This window comes from Lysinibacillus sp. DFXJR4 (assembly GCF_057196045.1).
The window spans coordinates 12369-34454 of the sequence record NZ_JBXUNW010000002.1; the positions used below are offsets into that span (position 1 = coordinate 12369).

The 22086-nt window shown below is 33.5% G+C and carries 22 protein-coding genes; 10 read left to right on the forward strand and 12 right to left on the reverse strand.

Going from position 1 to position 22086, the window contains the following annotated elements; genetic code table 11:
• The first annotated feature begins 302 nt into the window (after window positions 1-302).
• From AC2CGN_RS08145 to AC2CGN_RS08155, 3 genes are all read left to right on the forward strand, one after another.
• Complete coding sequence (locus AC2CGN_RS08145; RefSeq protein ID WP_429985802.1) at window positions 303-797, forward strand: PH domain-containing protein; 495 nt, start codon at window positions 303-305, stop codon at window positions 795-797.
• Complete coding sequence (locus tag AC2CGN_RS08150) at window positions 794-2305, forward strand: PH domain-containing protein (protein WP_484513247.1); 1512 nt, start codon at window positions 794-796, stop codon at window positions 2303-2305. The genes AC2CGN_RS08145 and AC2CGN_RS08150 overlap by 4 nt, the downstream gene beginning before the upstream one ends.
• Window positions 2306-2982: 677 nt before the next feature.
• On the forward strand, window positions 2983-3573 hold the full coding sequence (locus AC2CGN_RS08155) for a hypothetical protein (protein WP_429985800.1): 591 nt from the start codon (window positions 2983-2985) through the stop codon (window positions 3571-3573).
• Between the two features lie 593 nt (window positions 3574-4166).
• Here the strand turns inward: AC2CGN_RS08155 and AC2CGN_RS08160 are convergent.
• Window positions 4167-4658, reverse strand: a complete 492-nt coding sequence (locus AC2CGN_RS08160; RefSeq protein WP_484513250.1) for a hypothetical protein — start codon at window positions 4656-4658, stop codon at window positions 4167-4169.
• A complete protein-coding gene (locus AC2CGN_RS08165) occupies window positions 4658-4870 on the reverse strand; it encodes a helix-turn-helix transcriptional regulator (RefSeq protein WP_484513252.1) in 213 nt (70 codons plus the stop codon). Before AC2CGN_RS08165 ends, AC2CGN_RS08160 begins: the two co-directional genes overlap by 1 nt.
• Window positions 4871-5433: 563 nt before the next feature.
• Here AC2CGN_RS08165 and AC2CGN_RS08170 point away from each other — a divergent pair.
• From AC2CGN_RS08170 to AC2CGN_RS08185, 4 genes are all read left to right on the forward strand, one after another.
• Complete coding sequence (locus AC2CGN_RS08170) at window positions 5434-6171, forward strand: hypothetical protein (protein ID WP_484513254.1); 738 nt, start codon at window positions 5434-5436, stop codon at window positions 6169-6171.
• A gap of 533 nt (window positions 6172-6704) precedes the next feature.
• Window positions 6705-6905, forward strand: coding sequence for a hypothetical protein (locus AC2CGN_RS08175; RefSeq protein ID WP_313373126.1), 201 nt, complete (start codon window positions 6705-6707; stop codon window positions 6903-6905).
• Window positions 6906-7200: 295 nt separating this feature from the next.
• A complete protein-coding gene (locus AC2CGN_RS08180; protein ID WP_484513256.1) occupies window positions 7201-7674 on the forward strand; it encodes a GNAT family N-acetyltransferase in 474 nt (157 codons plus the stop codon).
• 247 nt (window positions 7675-7921) lie between these two features.
• A complete protein-coding gene (locus AC2CGN_RS08185) occupies window positions 7922-8647 on the forward strand; it encodes a metallophosphoesterase family protein (RefSeq protein ID WP_484513258.1) in 726 nt (241 codons plus the stop codon).
• Window positions 8648-8690: 43 nt separating this feature from the next.
• Here the strand turns inward: AC2CGN_RS08185 and AC2CGN_RS08190 are convergent, their stop codons facing one another.
• Both AC2CGN_RS08190 and AC2CGN_RS08195 read right to left on the reverse strand, forming a co-directional pair.
• Window positions 8691-8993 (reverse strand): hypothetical protein, encoded by a 303-nt coding sequence (locus AC2CGN_RS08190; RefSeq protein WP_054771353.1) that lies wholly within the window; start codon window positions 8991-8993, stop codon window positions 8691-8693.
• Window positions 8994-9130: 137 nt separating this feature from the next.
• Window positions 9131-10135 (reverse strand): nucleoid-associated protein, encoded by a 1005-nt coding sequence (locus AC2CGN_RS08195; RefSeq protein ID WP_484513260.1) that lies wholly within the window; start codon window positions 10133-10135, stop codon window positions 9131-9133.
• 675 nt (window positions 10136-10810) lie between these two features.
• Here AC2CGN_RS08195 and AC2CGN_RS08200 point away from each other — a divergent pair.
• The 3 genes from AC2CGN_RS08200 (at window position 10811) to AC2CGN_RS08210 (ending at window position 12673) form a co-directional block, all read left to right on the forward strand.
• Window positions 10811-11224 carry a YugN family protein gene (locus AC2CGN_RS08200; protein ID WP_313373122.1) on the forward strand — a complete coding sequence of 138 codons (414 nt, stop codon included), beginning with the start codon at window positions 10811-10813 and terminating at the stop codon, window positions 11222-11224.
• 166 nt (window positions 11225-11390) lie between these two features.
• Window positions 11391-11561 (forward strand): hypothetical protein, encoded by a 171-nt coding sequence (locus AC2CGN_RS08205; RefSeq protein WP_313373121.1) that lies wholly within the window; start codon window positions 11391-11393, stop codon window positions 11559-11561.
• A 56-nt stretch (window positions 11562-11617) separates the two neighbouring features.
• Window positions 11618-12673 carry a PQQ-dependent sugar dehydrogenase gene (locus tag AC2CGN_RS08210; protein ID WP_484513262.1) on the forward strand — a complete coding sequence of 352 codons (1056 nt, stop codon included), beginning with the start codon at window positions 11618-11620 and terminating at the stop codon, window positions 12671-12673.
• A gap of 104 nt (window positions 12674-12777) precedes the next feature.
• Here AC2CGN_RS08210 and AC2CGN_RS08215 read toward each other — a convergent pair whose 3' ends face one another.
• From AC2CGN_RS08215 to AC2CGN_RS08250, 8 genes are all read right to left on the reverse strand, one after another.
• The gene (locus tag AC2CGN_RS08215; RefSeq protein WP_429985794.1) at window positions 12778-13470 is read right to left on the reverse strand and encodes a hypothetical protein; all 693 of its coding nucleotides are present in this window, start codon (window positions 13468-13470) and stop codon (window positions 12778-12780) included.
• Between the two features lie 272 nt (window positions 13471-13742).
• Window positions 13743-14603, reverse strand: a complete 861-nt coding sequence (locus AC2CGN_RS08220; protein WP_429985793.1) for a DUF6612 family protein — start codon at window positions 14601-14603, stop codon at window positions 13743-13745.
• Between the two features lie 361 nt (window positions 14604-14964).
• Window positions 14965-15249, reverse strand: a complete 285-nt coding sequence (gene qoxD, locus AC2CGN_RS08225) for a cytochrome aa3 quinol oxidase subunit IV (protein WP_429982641.1) — start codon at window positions 15247-15249, stop codon at window positions 14965-14967.
• Window positions 15249-15848 (reverse strand): cytochrome aa3 quinol oxidase subunit III, encoded by a 600-nt coding sequence (gene qoxC, locus AC2CGN_RS08230; protein WP_484513265.1) that lies wholly within the window; start codon window positions 15846-15848, stop codon window positions 15249-15251. Before qoxC ends, qoxD begins: the two co-directional genes overlap by 1 nt.
• Before the next feature lies 1 nt (window position 15849).
• Entirely contained in the window at window positions 15850-17793 is a 1944-nt protein-coding gene (gene qoxB / locus AC2CGN_RS08235) for a cytochrome aa3 quinol oxidase subunit I (RefSeq protein WP_484513267.1), read from the reverse strand.
• Window positions 17794-17820: 27 nt separating this feature from the next.
• Window positions 17821-18753 (reverse strand): cytochrome aa3 quinol oxidase subunit II, encoded by a 933-nt coding sequence (qoxA, locus tag AC2CGN_RS08240; RefSeq protein WP_429989835.1) that lies wholly within the window; start codon window positions 18751-18753, stop codon window positions 17821-17823.
• Window positions 18754-19540: 787 nt separating this feature from the next.
• On the reverse strand, window positions 19541-20383 hold the full coding sequence (locus AC2CGN_RS08245) for a DUF2785 domain-containing protein (protein WP_484513270.1): 843 nt from the start codon (window positions 20381-20383) through the stop codon (window positions 19541-19543).
• A gap of 1053 nt (window positions 20384-21436) precedes the next feature.
• Window positions 21437-21901, reverse strand: coding sequence for a hypothetical protein (locus tag AC2CGN_RS08250; RefSeq protein ID WP_429982638.1), 465 nt, complete (start codon window positions 21899-21901; stop codon window positions 21437-21439).
• Window positions 21902-22086 lie beyond the last annotated feature (185 nt).

Consider the following 22086-nt stretch of genomic DNA (forward strand, 5'->3'; position numbering starts at 1 on the left):
CATCTTTCATGAAGATGCTCCTATTCAATTTGATATTTAAATAATCACTAACTAAAAATATAGGAATTAAGGAAAAATTAAGGGAGAGTTTCAGAAGAGATAAGAAAGAACGCTTATAATAATGGTAGATTGAAAAAATCGTTGAAGGGATGAAAACGATTTCCAATATTCAGAAATCTAAGCTGGTGACATTATATCAGTTTGATAAGCTAGATGTCCTTCGTGTAGAAAGATCCATTATTTGAATATATATTCTGGATGAATAATCTTAATAGTAGTTTAAAAATATAGGCGGTGATTTTATGTATTCTCAAACGAATGCACCTCAAAAAAGATTATCCAAGGATGCGGTCAAAGTATGGTTAATAAGTGAAATGATCATGAATCTAATCGGATTCATGATTATTGGGATTTTACTTTACTTAGATTACCGTTTTTCATGGAAAGAATGGATCGGTTGGATTTTGATTGGTATAACAGTGATCGCTGTGCTAGGAGCAGTTTGGTCATTTATCAACCCGTTTTTACTTTATAAAAACTGGCGTTATGATGTAGATGAGGAGTTTTTACAATTAAAATCAGGCGTATTATATGAAGAGCATCAACTTGTCCCAATGACAAAAATTCAATCGGTTGCAACTAAACAAGGACCGTTACTTAGAAAATATGGACTTTGCTCAATTTCAATTGAAACAATGGGGTCATCACACACAATTCCTGCCCTACCTAAAGACGTAGCAATTAAGTTAAGGAATCAGATTGCTCATTATGCAAAAATTAAGGAAGTAGAATCATGACGAAGACAAAAAGATACCATCCACTTCTCATTCTTTTTAATTTATGGAAATTAGTCAAAAACTCCATTTTTTTTGTAATTTATTTATTCGTGATAAAAGCTGATTCGGAATCTAACTCCGTAATATACGGTAGGATTATTTTTTTCCTAGCTTTTGGAATTACACTTGTATCAATTATATTGAAGTGGTTCACCCATAAATACGAACTCGATGATAGATCTTTTCACCTTTACAAAGGATTTTTCAGTAAATCTGAGCGAACTATTCCTTTTTCTAAAATTCAAAACGTGAATAGACATACATCTTTACTCCACCGGATTTTTAAAGTGACTTCGACTAATTTTGAAACGGGAATGAGGGGTGAGGAAGCTGCTGTAAAATTTGAAGTGATTTCTCAAATAGAAGCAGATCGAATAGAAGCACATATAACAAGTGCTAGCCGCCATGAATTAACCACCATTAATTCTAACAATGACAATATTGAATTATCTTCTAAAATGGATACAGAAAATGCGAATTCGAATCGAACTATTCATTTTAAGCCGACGAAAAGTGACATTTTAAAAGCCTCCTTTACATCACTAAGCTTTTTTATTCTTTTTCCTTTAATTGGTTCTTTTTATTTTAAAATCAATGAAATATTTCATGTGGAAGAAGAAGTCGAAGGAATTTTTATGAGTATAATGAGCTCTGGATGGATGATGACGATCATTATCATTGTACTCGTTATTATTTCTGCTACTTTCGGTATCATTCGGACATTTTTAAAATATGGGAAATATCAAATCTCCTCAGACCATGATCGTATTTACATTACGAAAGGTGTAATCGAAGAAACTACTTTTTCAATATCCAAAGAAAAAGTGCAGGCAATTGAAATTAAGCAGTCCCTCATGAAACGATTGCTTGGACTTGCCGAAGTGAAGTTGACCAGTGCAGGCAGTTTGAGTTCTGGCGAAGATACGCTTGAAATCAATTCACTCTATCCATTTCTACCTGTTAAACGGGCATATAAAATGGTTTCAGAAATATTACCATCTTATGAAGTAACAACAAAGATGACTCGTCTCCCTAGAAAATCCCTTTGGGTGCGCTTAGTTAAGCCAAGTTGGATCTGGATCATTGCAACGACAGTCCTATTTTATTTCAAACCAAGTATTCTAAAAGTGGAGCAAGCTTGGTGGATCTTATCTGCTGTCCTGTTCATTCTTATTGCAGTATCAAGATTGCTAGATTTCTGTAATACTCGCTACATTTTGAACGATCAATTTATTCAATTCAAAACAGGAAGTCTGACCACTTCATTATTCGTATCAAAACGAGATAAAATCATTGAAGTGAAAGTAACTCGGAACATTGTTCAACAAATGGTTGGTCTGGCATCTATCGGAACAATTAATCGAGCTAAACCGGTACATCATGCTGGAGTTGACGATGTACCATTAGAACTAGCTGCCTCGCTTTACCAATGGTATATGAAACGTAGAAATGAAATCAAAGTCGAATGAAAGCGTGTTTACATTTCCTATCTAAATTAATTAACGATGGTCACATTATTAGAAAAAGTACAAATAAAAATCAACTTACAAATCTAATAACGACATACAGTATAAAATAGCTTGGGAACATGTAAAAGATCCGTACCTTGTAGAAAATATTGTTAAAGAAATCTTTCTTAAATACATCATTCACTTTGACCAACATTAAGATAAGTGGACGATTAAAGCATGGTTATATACAGTCAGGAAAAAAATGTAAAGACTATCTGAGAACGAAGTATTGTAAATATGGGGGTTCCTACATATGAATTTTTTTGAGCAAACTAAGTAACCCCCGAATTAGAAGTGACATCAAAGGTAGAGGTCTATCATTACATACGAAACCTTCCAAAAATGTATCAAGAGATTCTCTACCTTTTTATGTTTAAGGCCTAAAACTAAAGGAAATATAAATTGTTGTTGGTAAAAGAGAGAAATACTTGATTAATGTGAAAAGATTTTTTCAAACTGGGTAAAAACGAAATCTAGGTGTGATATTTTCTTTTTCTTATAGTTATTTGGCTTTATTTCTATGACATTTTTAAATTTGACTTGTACTATATGACCCTGAAAATGATTATTTTGTATTGAGCAGAATTTCCTAATTATGTTACCATATAGATTAATACATATTTGGAGGCATTATTATGGAAAAGAGTAAAATAAGGTTATTAATATTACTAAGTTTATTTTATATTTTAATTTTATCAGCATGTAATCAAAAAATAGAAAGTGTTGATAAATCAGGTGAGAATGAAAAAGTAGAAACTTTAGATCAAGAGGAAAAAGAAAAAGTAGATATATCAAATCAAGATGATTTAGTTGAAAGTGTTGAGAAAACTTCCAATAATGAAAAGATTACTGAAGACAATCATTTAAATTCATCTTTGACATTGGTTTTAGAAGATGTTATACCTAGAGACCCAAGTATTGATAATAATGTATATGGTTATGAATTAAATTTTATTTTAAAATATATTAACCAAACAGATAAAGACATTAAAGGATTTTTAGCAGAAACTTATTTTTATGATATGTTTGGTGAATTAGTATACACATTAGATTTTAAATATGAGTGGGATGTTATTCCTGCAAATGGTTCTACAAACTTCAATACTGCTGTTGATTTAAATCAATTCAAAGATGCAGATATGCGTTTTTATAATTTGCCATTTGAGAATATGACATTTAAATACAAAATTAAATCCATAATTTTTACCGATGGAACAAAAATATAAAAGTAAAGCCTTACAACAAGTTTTGTAAGGCTATTTTAATGATGAAAAATTCGAACAAGTAATTAGATTTAACTTTTTTAGACATTCATCTAAGTGGTGAACCTCAAAAGTTAGACTTTAACCAGAATGGATTTCTACATTCTGGTTTTTCTTTTATGCAGCCAACCTTTCACGATAGGTGACTGAACTATTTTTTATTGCTTGTGATTGTAGTAGGCTAATTAACTCACGTCAGGTAAGATATTCTATAAAGAAACAAAAGCATACAAAAAAGGGGTATAATGCTCCTGTTTTTATTATGAGGAAAGATGGGATTTACAAGGAGAAGGCAATAAATAAAAAAAGGAGAATAAAGAATTTGAAACATGAGCATGGAAAAACAACATAACCCAAAAAGCCTAGGTACTCAATTTATTTTATTCCCACAAATCTCTCTTATAGAAAATGTTTACTGATATTGACTTGTTTGGTAAGTATGATCGTTATTATATTTCCAAGATCCTTATTGTAATCATGATTCAAGCACTCATATTTTATGCGATTCTGAAAAAGAACCCTTTTGAAAAAAGAGTGATCAAAACGGGTTCTAAGAATTACACTATTTTTAACGAGAATATATATCTAAAAGATACGAGATAGATGATTAGACCAACTATAGGTATAGAAGCCGTTGAAAACATAGGATACCAAACATAATCTAGAAAATAATTCGTAATAAACATATATGAACCAAGAATAAAAAAGGAATAAAATAATATAAAAACGAAAGAAATTCTTACTGCTTTTCCTGTAACTTCGATAGAACGTTCATCTGAAACATCATATTCGGGAAGGATATAATCTTTAATTTTCGCCTGTTTATTCTTTTTCACAACGACTAGTTGGATAACATTCAAAAGTAATAAGATGATTGTGATGACTATAAATAGTTGCCCTGGTAATTTACTTATATACACAGAAAATCCGTCTAAATAACCTCTCTTCATTAATTCAAATTGTTGTTGAATTTTAACAAAATCATAAACCATAAAAGCTAACGAAGCATATAACAAAGTCCTTAGAATAACAGTCAACGACATATTCATTATTCTTCCTCCTTTTTGGTAAAAATCTCTTCTATTGGTTCATTGAAAACTTCCGCAATATTCATTGCCAAAAGGAGTGAAGGAATATAACTATCTTTTTCCAATGATACAATAGTTTGTCTGGTTACCCCGACTTTTTCAGCGAGCTTTCCTTGTGTTAAATTATATTTTGCTCTAAATTCCTTCACACGATTAACCAGCAATGTAATCACCTCTTCTTTCTTCTAATTGTAAAGTTCATTTGTCTTTTTGTCTAGTTAACTTTACTTTTTAAAAATTAAAGGTAATAGTTCAACAATAAAAAAACGAATCTGAAAAGACTCAGTTCATCACGTATTCAATTAAATAGACTGTTTCCGGGACAATGCCATACAATATCCTTTTACTAAAAAATGTACAAAAATGTGTTGAAGTGATAATTTATTAACATTTCTTGGATATCTATTTACCCAGATACCAGTATCGTTTATAGGATTTAAAGTGATTGGCTGTAGGGCGTACCAATAGAAAGTTGAATTCATCATTTATGTGGAGGTAAAATCAAAAAATATCTAGTACTGTTTTATAGCTGGTTAAAAGAACGTGATTGCATTCCATAATTAATTAGTAATAGACTATGTAATTTAGAGGATTAGGTAGAATGGGTGAAATTACATTATGGAAAAACACTCTACTTTTGTTGGATTTTTAACATTCGTTGGTAGAATATTAGATTACTAGTATATAATACTGAAAGATTATGTTTTTTAAAATAAAACTGTGTAGGGAGAGAATAATGAAAAAAATATTTATTGTGTTACTAGCAGCATGTGTATTTGCGGCAGTAAATCCAACAAAATCAGAAGCGAAAGTGATGTATGATGGAGCAGAGGTTGTAAAAGGGCAAACAGGAAAAATGACCTTTAAAAAAGACATCAAGGTATACAAGAAAAATTCAGATGGTACGTTTGATTCTTTAATGGTTAAGCGAAATAATTTTTTTAAAACGTATGAAATTGAGAAATATGATGGCAAAACATTCTATCAAATGGGGCAATATCGGGTACAAGCAACTGATTTGGTAGTTTTTAAAGAAGTACCAATAAAAATTCGTTCATCTTTCTATAACGATCCAATTTACATTAATATTAATCGTGATAATGGTATGGGTTCGTATGGATATTATTTTCTTAGATATCAACTCACTTTCCTAGATAATGGTCACGTTGACCATTGTTTTAGTGATGGAGATGAGGGTACAGATTGTGATAGGTATCTTAGTACAGATTTTAAAATAACTGAGAGAATAGAAAGAAAATATGGAACACGTTACGAGATAACAAAAAATGCAGAAGGTAAAGGTGTTCCATTAAAAGAATCCAAAACTGAAAAAATTATGGAAAAGGGAAGCATTGTTTTTGTAAAAGGTCTTGAAATTAATGGTTATATATATGTAACCGATGACTTAGAAGGAAATGACGCTCTAAATATTTGGCTTCCAGTGAATGTATTAAAGTCAGTTGGAGATAAGTGATAGATTACAAATTATATATAGCTCTCTTATTTATTTGATAAGGGGGCTATTTTTTCATGGTTGATTGACTTGTGAATAGGATGTTTTTCCATGTCTTGGGCATAAAACTAAATCGACATTCGACTTCATTCCTACTTCATTTGGCGAATAGTTGGAAAATAGTTTGGAAGTCTCATCACTAATTTGAATTAAATCAAAAAAGATGAGAATGTTTTTGAGCAGGTTGTAAATTGCCGAGGTTGTGTACATCACACAACCTCGGCTTATTCATTTCCCTAGCTTTTTTGATCTGATAATTCCTACCTTTCGACAAAAGGGATTCTATTTCTGAAGCAAGAAAAATAATAGGTTTACAGGGCTGTATATTCAGGGTTTCTTTTAATGTGACCGCGCCTGCACTTCAATGTGTTTTCTAGAGCTAATGCTGATTTCTGGAATAATAAGAGGTTGTAACCGAAAATCGAATTTGTCATTAAGAATAATTTATATGAAAAACGGAAAGGAATAGGTGTAAATTGTAGGAGTTGATAGCTATGGAATTTTATAAAGATGTAGAAATTTACTGTTACAGCTGTCGTAAAAAGACTATCTTTACATGTAAAGATATGAATGGAAAAAAAGGCGTAGACAGCCACTGTAGTGAATGTTCAATCATTTGGTTTGAATGGCAAAACCGTGCAGTGGAGAGAGAGATGGAAAAGTGGGTTGAATATAACCAAAAACTTATAAATTAACTTTCAATATTCAGTAGGGACTATCCCAAAAGATTATATGATAATTTTTAGGACAGCCCTGCATATATATAATTAGATGTTAATGTTAACAATGTACATCTTAGAAACGATTCATTTTTAATTTCAGTCTAAAATTCTATAAAGCAAACAACGCAGTCGCTAATAGTTTATCTCTAAATAAGCATCATGTTATATTTTATATTATTTGGATTTTTTCACTGTTATGGTTATTACACTTTTATTCACGATCATTCCTGCTATAATATTCATAAAAGGGATATTTTGGGGGTATAAGTTGAAAATTAATATTTATTCAGCAACAAATGAGGATTATTTTGCTTTGAATACACTTGTAAAAGAAGGACATGAAGAACATGTAATTGAAGAATCTACTGTTTTCAAAAGTGTCGAATCGGTTATGCCTAAATCTTATTTTAAAGAACTACTTAAAGATAACGACAGTAATATTTTTATTGCAAAGAATAGTGAATCTGTTATAGGTTTTGCTGTAATCAGCATTGAATCTTCTCCCTCATTTCCATCTTTGGTTCAGCGAAAATATGCTTATATACATGATTTTGGTGTAAAAAAAGAAATTCAAAAGCATGGTATTGGAAAATTGTTATTTGAAAGTTGTAAAGAATGGGCTAAGGCAAGAGGAGCCTTATCTATCGAATTAAATGTTTGGGACTTCAATACCAATGCAATTGAATTCTATAAACATTTAGGGATGGAAAGTATAAGTAGAAAAATGAAGATAAATGTTTAAAATCAAGATTACTAGAACAGTTTAAGTTTGTTCAGTTTTTGTTTAGAACGATGTAGTATGCTATTCATGTAATCTTGTCAATGTCTTATTTCTACAAGCAGAGGGGACTAGGTATTTCAATCATTTGAACCTAGTCCTTTTTGTTGTTTAATTTGTATAGAGTAGTTCCTAGTGCTAAGATTTTGCTATGGTATAAGTAAGAGTGTGTCATAAGACGACCAATCCAACACATTAAGGTGGGGAAGTTATGAAAATAGCAGTATTATCAGATATTCATGGCAATAAAGAAGCATTAAAGGCGGTATTAGATGATATACAGCAACGAAATATTGATAGTATCTATAATTTGGGTGATATTCTGTATGGACCGCTTTTCCCGTTAGAAACGTTTGATGTATTAAAGGGAATGGACATAAAAAGTGTTAGTGGAAATTGTGATCGTATGTTGTTACAAGCATCATCAGACAATCCAACTGCGCAATATGTAATAAATATGCTAGACAATGAGCATAAAGATTGGTTAAACAATCTGCCGTTCTCCATTCAGACAGAAGATTTTTATTTCTGTCATGCCTCTCCGGAAAGTGATGAGCAGTATTTGTTACATGATATAACGATAAACGGTGCAATTTTAAAGCAGCCACAAGACATAATGAATTTAGTCAAGAAAATTCCACAAAATATCATATTTTGTGGTCATTCTCATCTACCGGCCATTGTTTATTTACCAAATGGCAAGGTTATTGTTAATCCTGGAAGTGTCGGCTTGCCTGCCTATGAGGAAGATGAGCCCTTCTATTATAAAATGGAATCGAGGACACCCTTTGCTAATTATACGATTGTGGAAAAACATGATAGCGATTGGAGTTTCGCGCAAATAAATATTGCTTATGATGTATCAGATGCGATAAAGCAAAGTGAAAAACTAAATAGACCTGATTGGGCACGAGCATTAAAGTTTGGATATGTCTAATAAATCAAGCTGCATATTGCCATTGTTTGCAGCTTGAGCTGGGCTAATTAGATTTTAAAGTATGGTCTTTTTCGATAAGAACTTTGAACAGATTTTTCTTTTGAATAAAGAGGATAACAGAAGCTTGAATCGTCATGGCTACTATTAGCAGGATAAAGTGAGAATTATGATAGAGGAAGAAGGACATAAAGTAAAATATTGGTGCCGATGATAAGTATGAAATATATTGATTTTTAGTGACCACATAGATAATAGTTGAAAGGCAAGTGGTTACTAGTAGAAGCTCAAGTACAATTCCAATGGAAGCACTATCCATGTAATATTGTAATTCATCAATAATTGTCATATAAAAAAACCCCCTTATAAAGTAATTAAATTGTAACATATTAACAATTGTCAATGTGTATTTTTCAGGAATTTCTATAAAAAAAACTCCCATTAGCTAACAGTTTGTCAACCTAATAGGAGCATATTGTGGTTTGATTAGATTTCTTCCTGAAAATAAATTTTATAATACTTACGATTTGTAGCTTCATCATAGCCTACTTCGATAAGCTCATCTACCTGTTCGATATTTTGTACATTAACCTGAATTTCGATATTGGAATCTAGCTTTATTTTACGTTTATATTTTTTTTCGGCCTTTTCAAGTGCACTTTCAGAAATGATTGTTTCATAGGGCTTTACAGAATTTATGATTATATCCCTTTGTGTAGAATCTGTTTTATCGAATACCGTTTCGATATATTCGTTTACTTGAAATTCATCCTCGTTTCTAAAATAATCCAGCGTTTTATTTAATAATCCTAGCTTTTCAGTGTTTGAAAAATTGTCCTCTTTAAGAATATACTTTTTACATTCAGTTAACGCTAAATTCGTTTTGTGATAATGTTCATCCGCTGCCTTCATCTTTAAAAAGCGTTCCTGCCAATAGACAATATCCTCTTTTCTCTTTGTTTTTATAAATACAGCAGGTTCCTGTTCCTCACCCATATCCACGATGATGGCCATATTATTGATTTTTTTTACATTAATGCCATCAATACCATGAATAATCATTTTGTTTTGATCATTTTTAACATCTAAAAACATTTCTTTCTCATCAATTTTAACAATAGCAACAATTTTTGTAGCTTCATTCATGAAGAAGCAATTGTCAAACAAGCCAATAAATAATTCACCGCATTTAATATTAGGGTGCTGGGAGACACTATGTAAATGTCTGGCGATGCTTTTGGATTGCTCAAGAAAGCTCTTTTCCTCTTTAAAAATGGCACTAACATATGTATATACCTCATTTAAGGCAATATTAGTTTCATGGAAAAATTCATACTGCTGCTCTAAATCGATTTTATTAAATGCTAGCTGTGTAAAAGCCGCCTCTAGCATGACTTCGGGATGTGTAAACGATTCCTCACCTAGCACAAGTGAGTCGCTTATAAAATGGATGATATACTGTGCTAATTTACTTTCACTGACTTCTAGCATATTTCTTCACCTTCTATTTATTCCATGTTGATAATATACCATATTCTCTTTTATAAAACCTATTCCTGTTACTTTTCTATTCGCAAATAATCATAGTAGCTGGTAAAGAAATGTAAACAAGCAATCGGAACAATGTATTTAAACAACAACAATATCAAACGGATGTTTCGAGATTTGGCAATAAATTAAGAATTGAATATCCTAAAGTTCGGGGAAAGGTTAATAACTTTTGAAAAATCATAATTTTAAGGCTAAATAGTCGTCCCGAAACTTTGTAATGTTCAAGGTTTCGAGACTTAGTGTTTTTTAACGATCATATTCATAGTCATAGGGTACATCCTTACTCCCGCAGCCAGCAAGAAGAAACGATAGAGAAAGTAAAAGAATCATACTAACTACAAATTTTTTCATTTCCGCTAACACTCCTTTACATAATTGATTATTTAAAAAGGTAGATTGGTTTTCACTTTACCATTATAGTGTAAATGGATTAACTTCATAAGTACATATGTATCCCAAATAAAACGGGCAAGTTGATAAGAGTTTTGTTCCTTTACATTTTGAATAAAAAACAAGCAACTTTACTTTTATTATCAACCACTTTTTACTAGAAGAGTTTGTAATTCCTCCTTTTAGGATAGACTTTTAACGAGTAACAGGAAGGAGGGGTCAAAATTGTTACAATTTGATTCAAAAATAGTTGGAAAAGAAATTGGATTTGGCTATTTACGCGATAAAATCGAAGGTCATGGATTTACCATTGGTGGTAACTGGGAGTATTATAAAGGAAGCTTTGATACAGTTTTGTGGAAAGAAGGCGGAGAGACAATTTATTTACGCGTACCTTTTATTGTAACAGAAGGAGAGCTAGATAACGAAGATGCCAAAATACGCTTCCAAAACCCATTTGTCATAAAGCATGTGGCAAATGTTGGCTTAGATTATGATGAGGGCTCTTTACTAGATGCTTCAGGGGTAAGCCAATTTCAGACACCAGTTGACAAGGATGGTCATATTCATGATAAAAGTAGATGGATAAGTGCTGGTGAGCAGGTTGTAGAAAAAAGAGTGCTTCCGTACTTTCATTAAAATAGAGGATTCATTTAGATAAAAAATAATATCACTTAGTACGGTTTTAAGTCTTTTATCCCTCATTAAATTTAGTACGTAATAATCAAAAAAGAAAATTTAATTGTCAGAAAAAATTACCAATATTATAATAGAGTTAATTAATACTACTAATTGAGGTGAGTTAATGGGAAAAGCAGCTAGTGATGATTTTCTTCATTCATATCAAAAATTGCAGCAAGAACGACTCATCAATCGGAAAGAAGAGTATTTAGAGGTGCTGGAAAAGACAAAGGCTAAAGGTGAGATATTAGAATTTGATTCCTTAGTAGATATAGTAGAAGAGACGTCTAAATGACGTCTTTTTCTTTTGTACACTACTGTCAGTAATAAAATTAGAAGGGGTGATCGCTGATGAAAAAAGCGAATTTATTATTGTTACTACTATTGCTGTGTGTTCTTGGAGGGTGCTCCAAAATCCAGCAAGATAAAAAACCTGAAAATGCTACAAACTTTTCAAATCTTGAAATTATCGCTGATAATCTACATGTACCTTGGTCTATTCAAAAAAGTGGCGATGTTTTTTATTTATCTGAGAGGCCAGGGAATATTGTAAAGATTGAAGACGGAAAAGTAGAAAGACAACATGTTGAACTTAATAAGGAGCTATCTACTGCTTCAGAGGCTGGGTTATTAGGATTTGTTCTTGCCCCAGATTTTCCTGAATCAAAAAGGGCATATGCCTATTATACGTATGTTGAAGGTTCTAAACAGTTTAATCGGATTATCACTTTGATGCTACAGGGTAACAAATGGAAGGAAGAGCGTTTGCTAGTTGATCGTATTAATAGCGGCACATACCATCATGGAGGTAGATTAAAAATTGGGCCAGATAGTAAGCTTTATGCAACAGTCGGCGATGCTACGGAGCCTATGCTAGCTCAGGACTTATCCGCACTAGAAGGGAAAATTCTGCGCTTACATTTAGATGGATCTATCCCGGATGATAACCCTTTTCCTAATTCCTATGTTTATAGCTTTGGCCATCGCAATCCTCAAGGTTTGACATGGACATCAGATGGCAGGATGTATGCGAGTGAGCATGGAAATTCAGCTAATGATGAGATCAACATTATACAAAAAGGACAAAATTATGGTTGGCCGAATATAGAAGGCAGTGAAGAACAGCAAGGAATGGTCGCCCCAATTGTTACATCTGGGCATGATTCAACTTGGGCTCCTTCAGGGATGGATAATAACGAAGAGAAATTGTATGTGGCAGCATTGAGAGGAGCGGCAATATTAGAATTTACTATAGAAACGCTCGAAAAAAGAGAGCTAGTTTCAGATCTTGGTCGCATTCGAGATCTTTACGTAGACAATCAATTTCTATATTTCATTAGTAATAATACGGATGGTCGTGGTAATCCATTAACAAATGATGATAAGCTATATCGAATCCCATTGTAATATTGAAATATTGGAGACACTTGCCCTCTTAAATAGGGAGAATGTTGCAGACTAAGTAAAGGATCGAAAAAAGGTGCTTAAAAAATTAGGCACCTTTTTTTATGCTATGACATGCTACTAAGTATATTTGCTTTTTTAATAATTGGTTTTTTTAATTTTAATTTAGTTTCAATATCATTTACAAAGATCTCAAAATAAAACTTAAGTTCTTCAAAACCGGCGTGAGTATGCTTTTTTATATAATGGACATAGTCATTACTCAAGGATTTTACTACATGGGCTGCGACAGAATTAGAGATATCTTTAAAATATTCTGTCAGACATTGATGCAAGCTCAAATATTTTATTTGTTCTTCTAGCTCTGGAAACTCAGCAATTAAATAATCCTTTACTAGAATTTCTAATGCCATTCGATAGCCAGTCGTTGCTAGTTCAATTTGATCCAAATTTTCTGCCAGTGCAGCTTGTCTATATATATTAGCAAATTGCGGAGAAAATTCAGCAATAATAATTGGAACAGCTTTATTGGTCATCCCTGGATAAACAGAATGAAAAGTAATGCTATTATTTGAAGTTTTACGGAAATGTGTAGTAACAAAATTTTTTCTACAACCTACACACGAATGTGAAAGAAAATTCATATCAAAATGTAAATCATAAGATAGCTGTTTGGCATCGATTGTCGATGGAATCATCCAGACATAGCAATGGGGACATTGCTTAGGAATTAAATATGTAACAACATCGAAATAAGAGATACCCAATGTTGTAGAAATTGCTTGAAATTCTATAGCCATAATTCACACACTCCCTCTCAGTAAATTATAGCAATATCTTTTGCCCAATCACATGGTAATAATTATCTGTATTAGCTCCATTGAGCATAAAATAATCTCTGGTACTTCATAAAAAAATGTGGGTGAGTAGCACAGAATTATTTTTGTTCATTCAGAATTAGTTAATTAACGACTAATTGAAATCTTCTATTCAGCATTTCTTATGCTACATAAAATAAATTTATATAACAGAAAGCTAGTTTCCGATATGGAGGAAACCAGCTTTCAATAAATTATTGTGCAATATCTCTAGCACTGTCAATAATGCTTTGTGGGATATCAATTGATTTAAGGTGGTTGAAATCAGTGTATGTCACAATAGACTTTGTTTTCATAGATAATTCCTGATCTTCAACTTTCATAATTAAATCAAAGTTCATATCCATTTTATTTGTGTCGAATGTTTCTTTATCGATGTATAGTACATAGTTAATTTTATCAATTGTTAAGTTATCAAGAGGGTTTTCCTCAAGACCAAGCCCTTGCATTGACTTGTTAATCTCAGAATCGATAAGTTCTTTAAATTGATCGCCCTTTGCGTCTAAAGTTAAGATATATGCATCATCTGTTTGCTCAAATTTAAAATCTTTGATAAATTTTTTAAGCTGTTCTAATTGTTCTTTTGCGTCTGCAGAAGAAGCAGTTTGCTCTAAAATTGAGGCAAATTCTTCACTTGGCATTTTCAGCCAACTATCTGTTGTTTCATCCTTCATGAAAAAGCCTTGGTCTTGCTTCATGTACATTTCAATTGGCATTTCAGTATTCTGCTCACCATCACCAAACATATCTGGCATTGTCATTGAACCCGATAAATGCATTGCAAGTGGATCGGTAATTACATCCATCTCCATATTTGAATCAATGGAAAATTCCATAACTTCTTCGCCTGACCCTACTTTTGTTTCTTGCGTCATCTCCATTTTGGCACTAGCGCTTTTAACATCTGCTTGGCGATCTACCGCTTTGTCATACACTTGCTCTAGAGTAAGTGTACTTTTTTTAGTTGTGTCTTTCGTTGGGGTAGCACTACTGTTACAAGCTGCTAGTGTTAATGCAAGTGCTCCAACACTTAAGACTTTAAAAAATTTGTTCATTTCTTTCATCTCCTATTCTTGGTAAAAAAACAATATCTACTAGTATACATAACTATAAAAGGAAAAGATTCATTATTTTTAATAAAATTTTAATTCAATATTAAAATAATAGTAATTAACCAATTTTTACCTCTATTTTTATGTCTTCTTGCATATTAAGTGACAAGAAGAAGTAGTACCTGAATAATAAATGTAGGAGGAAGTGTTACAGAGCGTGAGTTAGTTAGCTCTAGATATTGAATGATTTTTTTGATGATATTTTTAAAACGTTGTAATTATTGTGGACGCAATTCATTTGATTGAAGTAAAAGTTTTTTTCAAAAAAGAAAAAGCCGAGAAAATAATTTCTCGACTTTTTTTATCAGTTATAGCCCCAGATCATTGCAAATAATGTACCAATGATTGTGACAACACCTACGAATACAGAATATAAAATCGTTGTATATAACGTTTTCTTATCTTCGGATTCACCGATGTGCATGAATAATACTAATTGTACAGTCGCTTGTGCTAGAGCAGTTACTAGTAAAATACCAAATGCCATATTAAGTGACATATCAAATTTTACAACAGCTAAAGCTACAAATGTTAGTAATAGTGAGAAGCCGAAGCCCATCACGTGTTGTTTTGGGAATAATTCCTTCATCAGCTAATCAGTCCTTTCAAGTAGACGAAGCTGAAGATGAAAATCCAAACAACGTCTAAGAAGTGCCAGTACAGTGAGAAGATGAACGCTTTGTTAGCCGTTTGTGGGTTTAAACCACGGCTAGCTACTTGCATTAAAATGGCAACGCCCCAGAAGAAACCAAATGTTACGTGGAGACCGTGCGTACCAAGTAAAGTCATCAATGCCGATAAGAATGCACTTGTTCGAATTGTTGCACCTTCATTAACATATGTGACAAATTCATCAATCTCAATACCTAAGAAGCCAAGACCTAATAAAAGTGTGATGATGAAAAATGCCATCATCGCTTTTTTATTGCCAATGCGCATTGCATGAACGCCAAGACCAATTGTGAAACTACTTGTTAATAATAAGAATGTTTCCCATAATACTGGTGTTAATTCAAAAATTTCAGCGCCATTTGGACCGCTACCTGTGCGTGTATGAAGTGTGAAATATACAGTAAATAGTGTAGCGAATAACACGATTTCGGCGCCAAGGAAAATCCAGAAACCGAAAATTTTCAGGCGATTTTCCTCTGTACTATATTCTAATGGAAGTGAAGAATCGATTTTCATATTATTTATCACCTCTCAAGCTTTTCTCAGTTGCCATAACTTCTTCAACTGAAATGTATCGACCATGATCTTTTTCAAATGAACGATGAATCATAAAGCCGAATACACCAATCATACTAATGATGGCTGGAATCCATAGATTAAATACAGCGAAGAATGCTGCAAGGAAGAAGAATCCGCTCATCCAGAATGGTGTGCCAGTGTTGTTAGGCATGTGAATCTTTTCAATTTTACCGGCTGTAATATCGCGACCTTCTTTTTTCGCGAACCAGTATTCATCTAAACGAGTTACAGTTGGTACTACTGCAAAGTTGTACTCTGGAACTGGAGAATGAGTAGCCCATTCTAAAGTACGACCATCCCAAACATCCGCTTTTTCATTACGAGGCATATTTTTCCAGCTGTAGTAGATATTGTACACGATTAACGCGAAGCCTACAGCAAGACCAAGTCCACCGATGAACGATAGCATGTTCAATGGACCGTAGCCAGTAGACTCAGAGTAAGTATACATACGACGAGCATAACCATCTAAACCTAAAATGAATAATGGGAAGAAGGTTACGTTGAAACATACTGCAATAAACCAGAATCCAGCTTTCCCTAATTTTTCATTTAAACGGAAACCGAACATTTTTGGCCACCAGTAGTGGTAACCAGCAAGTACACCAAATACTGTCCCTGGAATTAATACATAGTGGAAGTGGGCAACTAAGAACATCGTATTATGATATTGATAGTCAGCACTTGCCATTGCTAGCATAACCCCTGTAACCCCACCAATTGTGAAGATCGGAATAAAGCCAAGAGCATAAAGCATAGGAGTTGTAAATTGAATCTTCCCGTGCCTCATTGTCAGCAACCAGTTAAAGATTTTAACCCCAGTTGGAACTGCGATTGCCATTGTTGTAATAGAGAATACACTGTTTACCATTACACCGTGACCCATTGTATAGAAGTGGTGGGCCCATACTAGGAATGATAGTAACGAAATAACGACCATACTCATAACCATTGATTTATAGCCGTATAAGTTTTTACGTGCAAATGTTGCAATGATTTCTGAGAAAATACCGAAAGCAGGTAGGATAACGATATAAACCTCAGGATGTCCCCAAACCCAGAATAGGTTGGCCCAAAGCATATCCATACCGCCATTTTGCATTGCAAAGAATTGTGTACCGAATTGACGGTCTAGCATCATTAAAGCAAGTGCTACAGTTAACACTGGGAATGCAAATACGATAATAACGTTTGTAATTAAAATTGACCAAGTGAACATTGGCATTTTCATTAATGTCATACCAGGTGCACGCATTTTAATGATTGTTGTGATAAAGTTTACACCCGTCATTAATGTACCAATACCTGATAACTGTAAAGCTAAAGAATAGTAGTTGTTCCCAACAGTTGGGCTAAACTCTGTCCCTGATAGTGGGAAGTAGGCTGTCCAACCAGCATCTGGAGAACCACCAATGATGAATGATAAGTTTAATAAACCAGCACCAGCTGCAAATAACCAGAAGCTGACTGCATTTAGACGTGGAAAGGCTACGTCACGTGCACCAATTTGCAGTGGGATAACAATATTCATTAAACCAATTACGAATGGCATGGCCATAAATAAAATCATTAATAAACCGTGTGTTGTAAATATTTCATTATAGTGTTGTGCATCTAGAAGCCCATTGTCTGGAACCGCCGTTTGTGCACGCATTAACAATGCATCAATACCGCCGCGGAAAAGCATTAAAAGGGCTACAGCGATATACATAATACCGATTTTTTTATGGTCAACAGTTGAAAGCCAGTTTTTATAGAAATAGCCCCATTTTTTGAAATAAGTAAGGCCAGCAAAGATAACAACTGCTCCAACGACGATACTAATAGCTGCCGCTAAAATCATCGGTTCTTGCATTGGATGGAAAACTTCTTCCATACTCATTGGATGCGCTCCTTTCAGATTTAAAAATTAATGTGAATGTGTTGTATTAGAATTTTCTTGTGAATCTGTTGAATGGCCCTCATGGTTCATCTTAGAGTGATCCATTTCTTTGTCAGACATGTTCATATGTTCACTATGTTCCATAGGAGCAGGACTAAATTCTAAATGTGTTGATGAATAGCTTGAACGGCCAACATGCTCAGCTTTTAATAGCTCATCAAATTTCTCTTTTGTTAATGGTTTTTCATTTGCCTTTACATCTGAAACCCATTTATCAAAATCTTCCTGTGTCATAGATTGTGCTTCAAATTCCATTTCAGCAAATCCACGACCACTAAAGTTGGAGTTACGTCCCATATATGAACCAACCTCATCAGCTGCTAAGTGAATAGTAGTCAACATGTCGCTCATTGCGTATTTTTGACCTGCTAATTGAGGTATCCAAAAACTTGTAATTGGTCCGAAAGAGTACAGTTTAAATTCAATTGGTCGATCAACTGGAATATTGACGTAGTTTACTGTCTCAATTCCTTGCTCTGGATAGCTAAAATGCCATTTCCAGTTAGAAGAAGAGGCATAAATTACAAGCGGCTCTTGATTGTCATAACCATCTGGCTTGGCTTCTACTGTACTTGTAGTTCTAACTGTAACGATTGCTAAAAACGCAACAATGATAATTGGAATAACTGTCCATGTAATTTCAAGTAAATGACTGCCTTCTTCATGAGGTGGCTCATAATTAGCAGGTGCTTTTGAAGCACGATATTTTGTTAGCATAAATATTAAAAGTACATACACGACTAATAATATAAAGGCCATTGTGATAATGGATAAAATAATTGTGTCTGATAATGTTTTAGCATTTGGTCCTTTTGGATCTAAAATTGTTAGAGGTTCACATCCAGCAAGAATGGCAAGGGCACTAAATGCTACAAACATTAAGGTTAACTTCTTTTTCATGTTTGACTCCTTTCTATAGAACGACTATTCATAAATTTCATGTTAAATTTCACATTTATAAATAGATGAGTAAATAAGGTCACCTCTTTTATTTGGTGTACCAATCAAAGTCCTAAAAGTACTTACAATGGCATGGTTCAATATATGAAACATTGAATCTAGTGTTTGATTGGTCTAGTGCAAGCGTTTGCAAAGCCATAAATCTGTGAAATCGAATTAGTGACTGTGCCATAATCAATCGACACAAATGGCGTTGTTTGCACATTGGATTATACGCCCCGTTTTACAGAAAAAAAATTATTTTGTTATAAATTTAATAGTAAGTAGGGGGTGAATATGAACATTTTTTGAACAAAAAACGTTATTTTAATATTGGTATTTTAAGGCTTTGTAAAATAAACACTGTTGAAACGTTGAAAATACTGAGTTTATGATATTTACCTAAGTAAATAATTTTTTTTGTGAAAATACCATTTCACATTTTGGACGCCATTTTGTAATAAAATACGCGGGAAGTCAGAGCGAATGAAACATTTTGGTTGCGTTTTATTGAAAAAAGGAGTACATCAAAAGATAATTTAAACATAAAAAAGGATAAATTTTCAATGTAAGGAATGATTATAAAGGGGGAATTTGGAATGAAATATTAATTATGTTAATATAATTAACGGATCTCTTTGATATCCAAATATTAGGTTGTTCATGTTTTGCTCGAAAAGTAAAAAATGTTCTAAAAAAGATAGCAATCTTAGCGTACACTAAGTTTGCTATCTGACATTCCGAGGAATCAGGCACCGAGCTTTAGCCATTTGGCAACTTGTCCATAAATGGCGTTTTGCAGCTTAGGTGATCGATTGTTCATTTTTAATGCGAAGTATAAAGTTTTCATGATATTTAATGTACATGTACGTCCGCTAAAAAAGCTTTCATTATAGCCTTGTGTTACTAAATGCATTTCAAATTTATCAAAAGCTTGCTGAACGAATTCGATTAATGCTTCTTCAGAGTAATTCCGATCTAGAAGGGCTTCGATAATCGAAACTAAGCGTTCCTCCTCATCGTTTACATAGACGGTATTTTTCCACGAAACAAGTTTTAATGCATGCAAAATGGCTGGTGCATACTGTAAATCGAATGTAGGGTGCTTAATCGTCATGGTCGCTAAATCAGCACCATGTGCAATACTGTGTGCCCATCCCTTATCTTGAACAAACCCTCGTGTATCTTTCTCCAATAATAAATACCGTCCAATCTTTTGAAAATAAGGCTCCAGTCGATAGGCGTCTAGTGTTTGTAATGCAGCATCCTTTGATAGTAACCCAGCAACCAGTAATGCAGAAAATGATCGTGTAAAGACACTATCTGTCATTTCTTCCCCAATGTTCATAAATAAGTAGTTGTCACTAGTGGCTGTGTCAAATAAAAATTGTAGCTGCTGTGTAGTCAGTAAATTGTCACTTAGTAATTCAATAAAAGTACGGTATATTAATTGGTCCCGTAATACAGCGTCAGGTGAACCAATATGGTCTAACATCTCTTGTAACAACCATTCGCCATTTTTCATCATAAATTCTTGACGTGTAGTTAGCGTCATAGTAGAAAAGGACTTCAATGCTTCTTTAATATTCATAGTTATTTCCCCCGAAGTTAAATAATGTTCCATAAAGCATTTTATCATCATAACAACATTTTTGTTTGTCATAGCGCCTTTTACAGACAAGTTAATGAAATTGTAAATTTTTCTAGTGATATAGGAGCATATTTACAATAGGAATTCCAGAATCTAAAGAAAGTTGATATGATAGAAACGCCATGAAAAGGATAAACTTATTCAAAGACAAAAAAAAAGACATACCTATTTAGTATGTCTCGTGTTGTTGAAATACTATTATGTCAATGAAATCAAGGTGACAAATTAAAAAGTATAGCCCTTTTTCAAAACGAGGGGTTGATCTCCGTTCCGACTGAGTGCTTTGCCGCTGACGCTTCGCTTTCGCGCAGAGCAGAGCTTCCTGGGGGCGTCCGATGAGCCGCTTGGGGCAACAGGAGGTTGGTCACGAAGGCGTTGTCACAGGACGTGACGATTTTAGCCTTTGTTCCCCTAATTTGCTCGCTCCAGGGTCTCATCTGTGACGCTGAATCCCCAAGGAGTCACTCAGTCTACACTCCAATCAACCACTGCTCATAGTATTTTCATTGGCATTTCACATAAATGTTTAGTGATAAATTGAAGTCTTAGCCATCACTATTTTTCGCAAAAATGAAGCTGATAACATTTTTCTATGCGAAAGCAATATGTCAGCAATAAGTGGCTTTATGTTTATTTATAAAGTAGTTTTATGCACAAAATGTAGGTTGACAGCTATAGAATTGTACTACTATTCTATCCATTTAATGTTGGTGAGTAATATGCTTTTACTTTACTTTTGAAGGAAGAAAACATTTAAAGTTCTACACTATTGCAGATTGGAGTGCAAGGCTACTCGACTCCCGTGGGATAGCGAGACAGACGAGACCCTGCACGGAGCGTCAGCGCAGGAAGCGGCTCGTCGCTCGCCCACTGGAAAGCGAGTAGCCTGGAACGGAAATCACCTTCATTTTGACTAAATATTCACAAAGGGTCCCTTGACCATTTAGTTTTTCAACACTATGAGACATACCTATTTAGTATGTCTGACCTTAACTATAAGATTACAGCTGATTTAACACCAATTGGCCAATCTGTAACTGTGCCCTGATTTGTTTTTAATTCTACAAGAATATTAGCATTTTTTATGGCATCTATTAGCCATTCGCTGTAATGGAGGTTCGGTTGAGGATGCTGTAAAATTCTTTGCATATCCTTTTTATCGATACTAAGAAGTTTATAGTTGCATTCAATGTGTACACTTTGGGGAACAATAAAAAGTGACTCATGTTGATGTCCAATTGAAATGGAGCCAGGAATGTAACCTTGGATACTTATAATATGCGTAATAGCTTCTTGTACGTATGAATCAACCTTAGTGCGAGTTAGAATTTCAAATTCTATCGGGTAATCTTGTTGGGGACCATCCGCTATTGAATATGAAATAACTTTTATTGATAGTGCCTCAAATGTTGGAGAAATACGATTTTCAAATTCACTGACTGTATCCATTAATTGCATGTATTCCACTCCTTGTAAAGAACTTTTGTTTCTTAAATGCAGTCTGCAATGATTTTTAAATAATAGATATTATTAATTATAATACAATTTATTACAAAATATGAATGCAAAAGCAGAGAATTTTTTGTTAAAAATAAGCGTTACAAAAATGAACGTAGTGGTGCATTAGCTCCAGTGAAAATGTG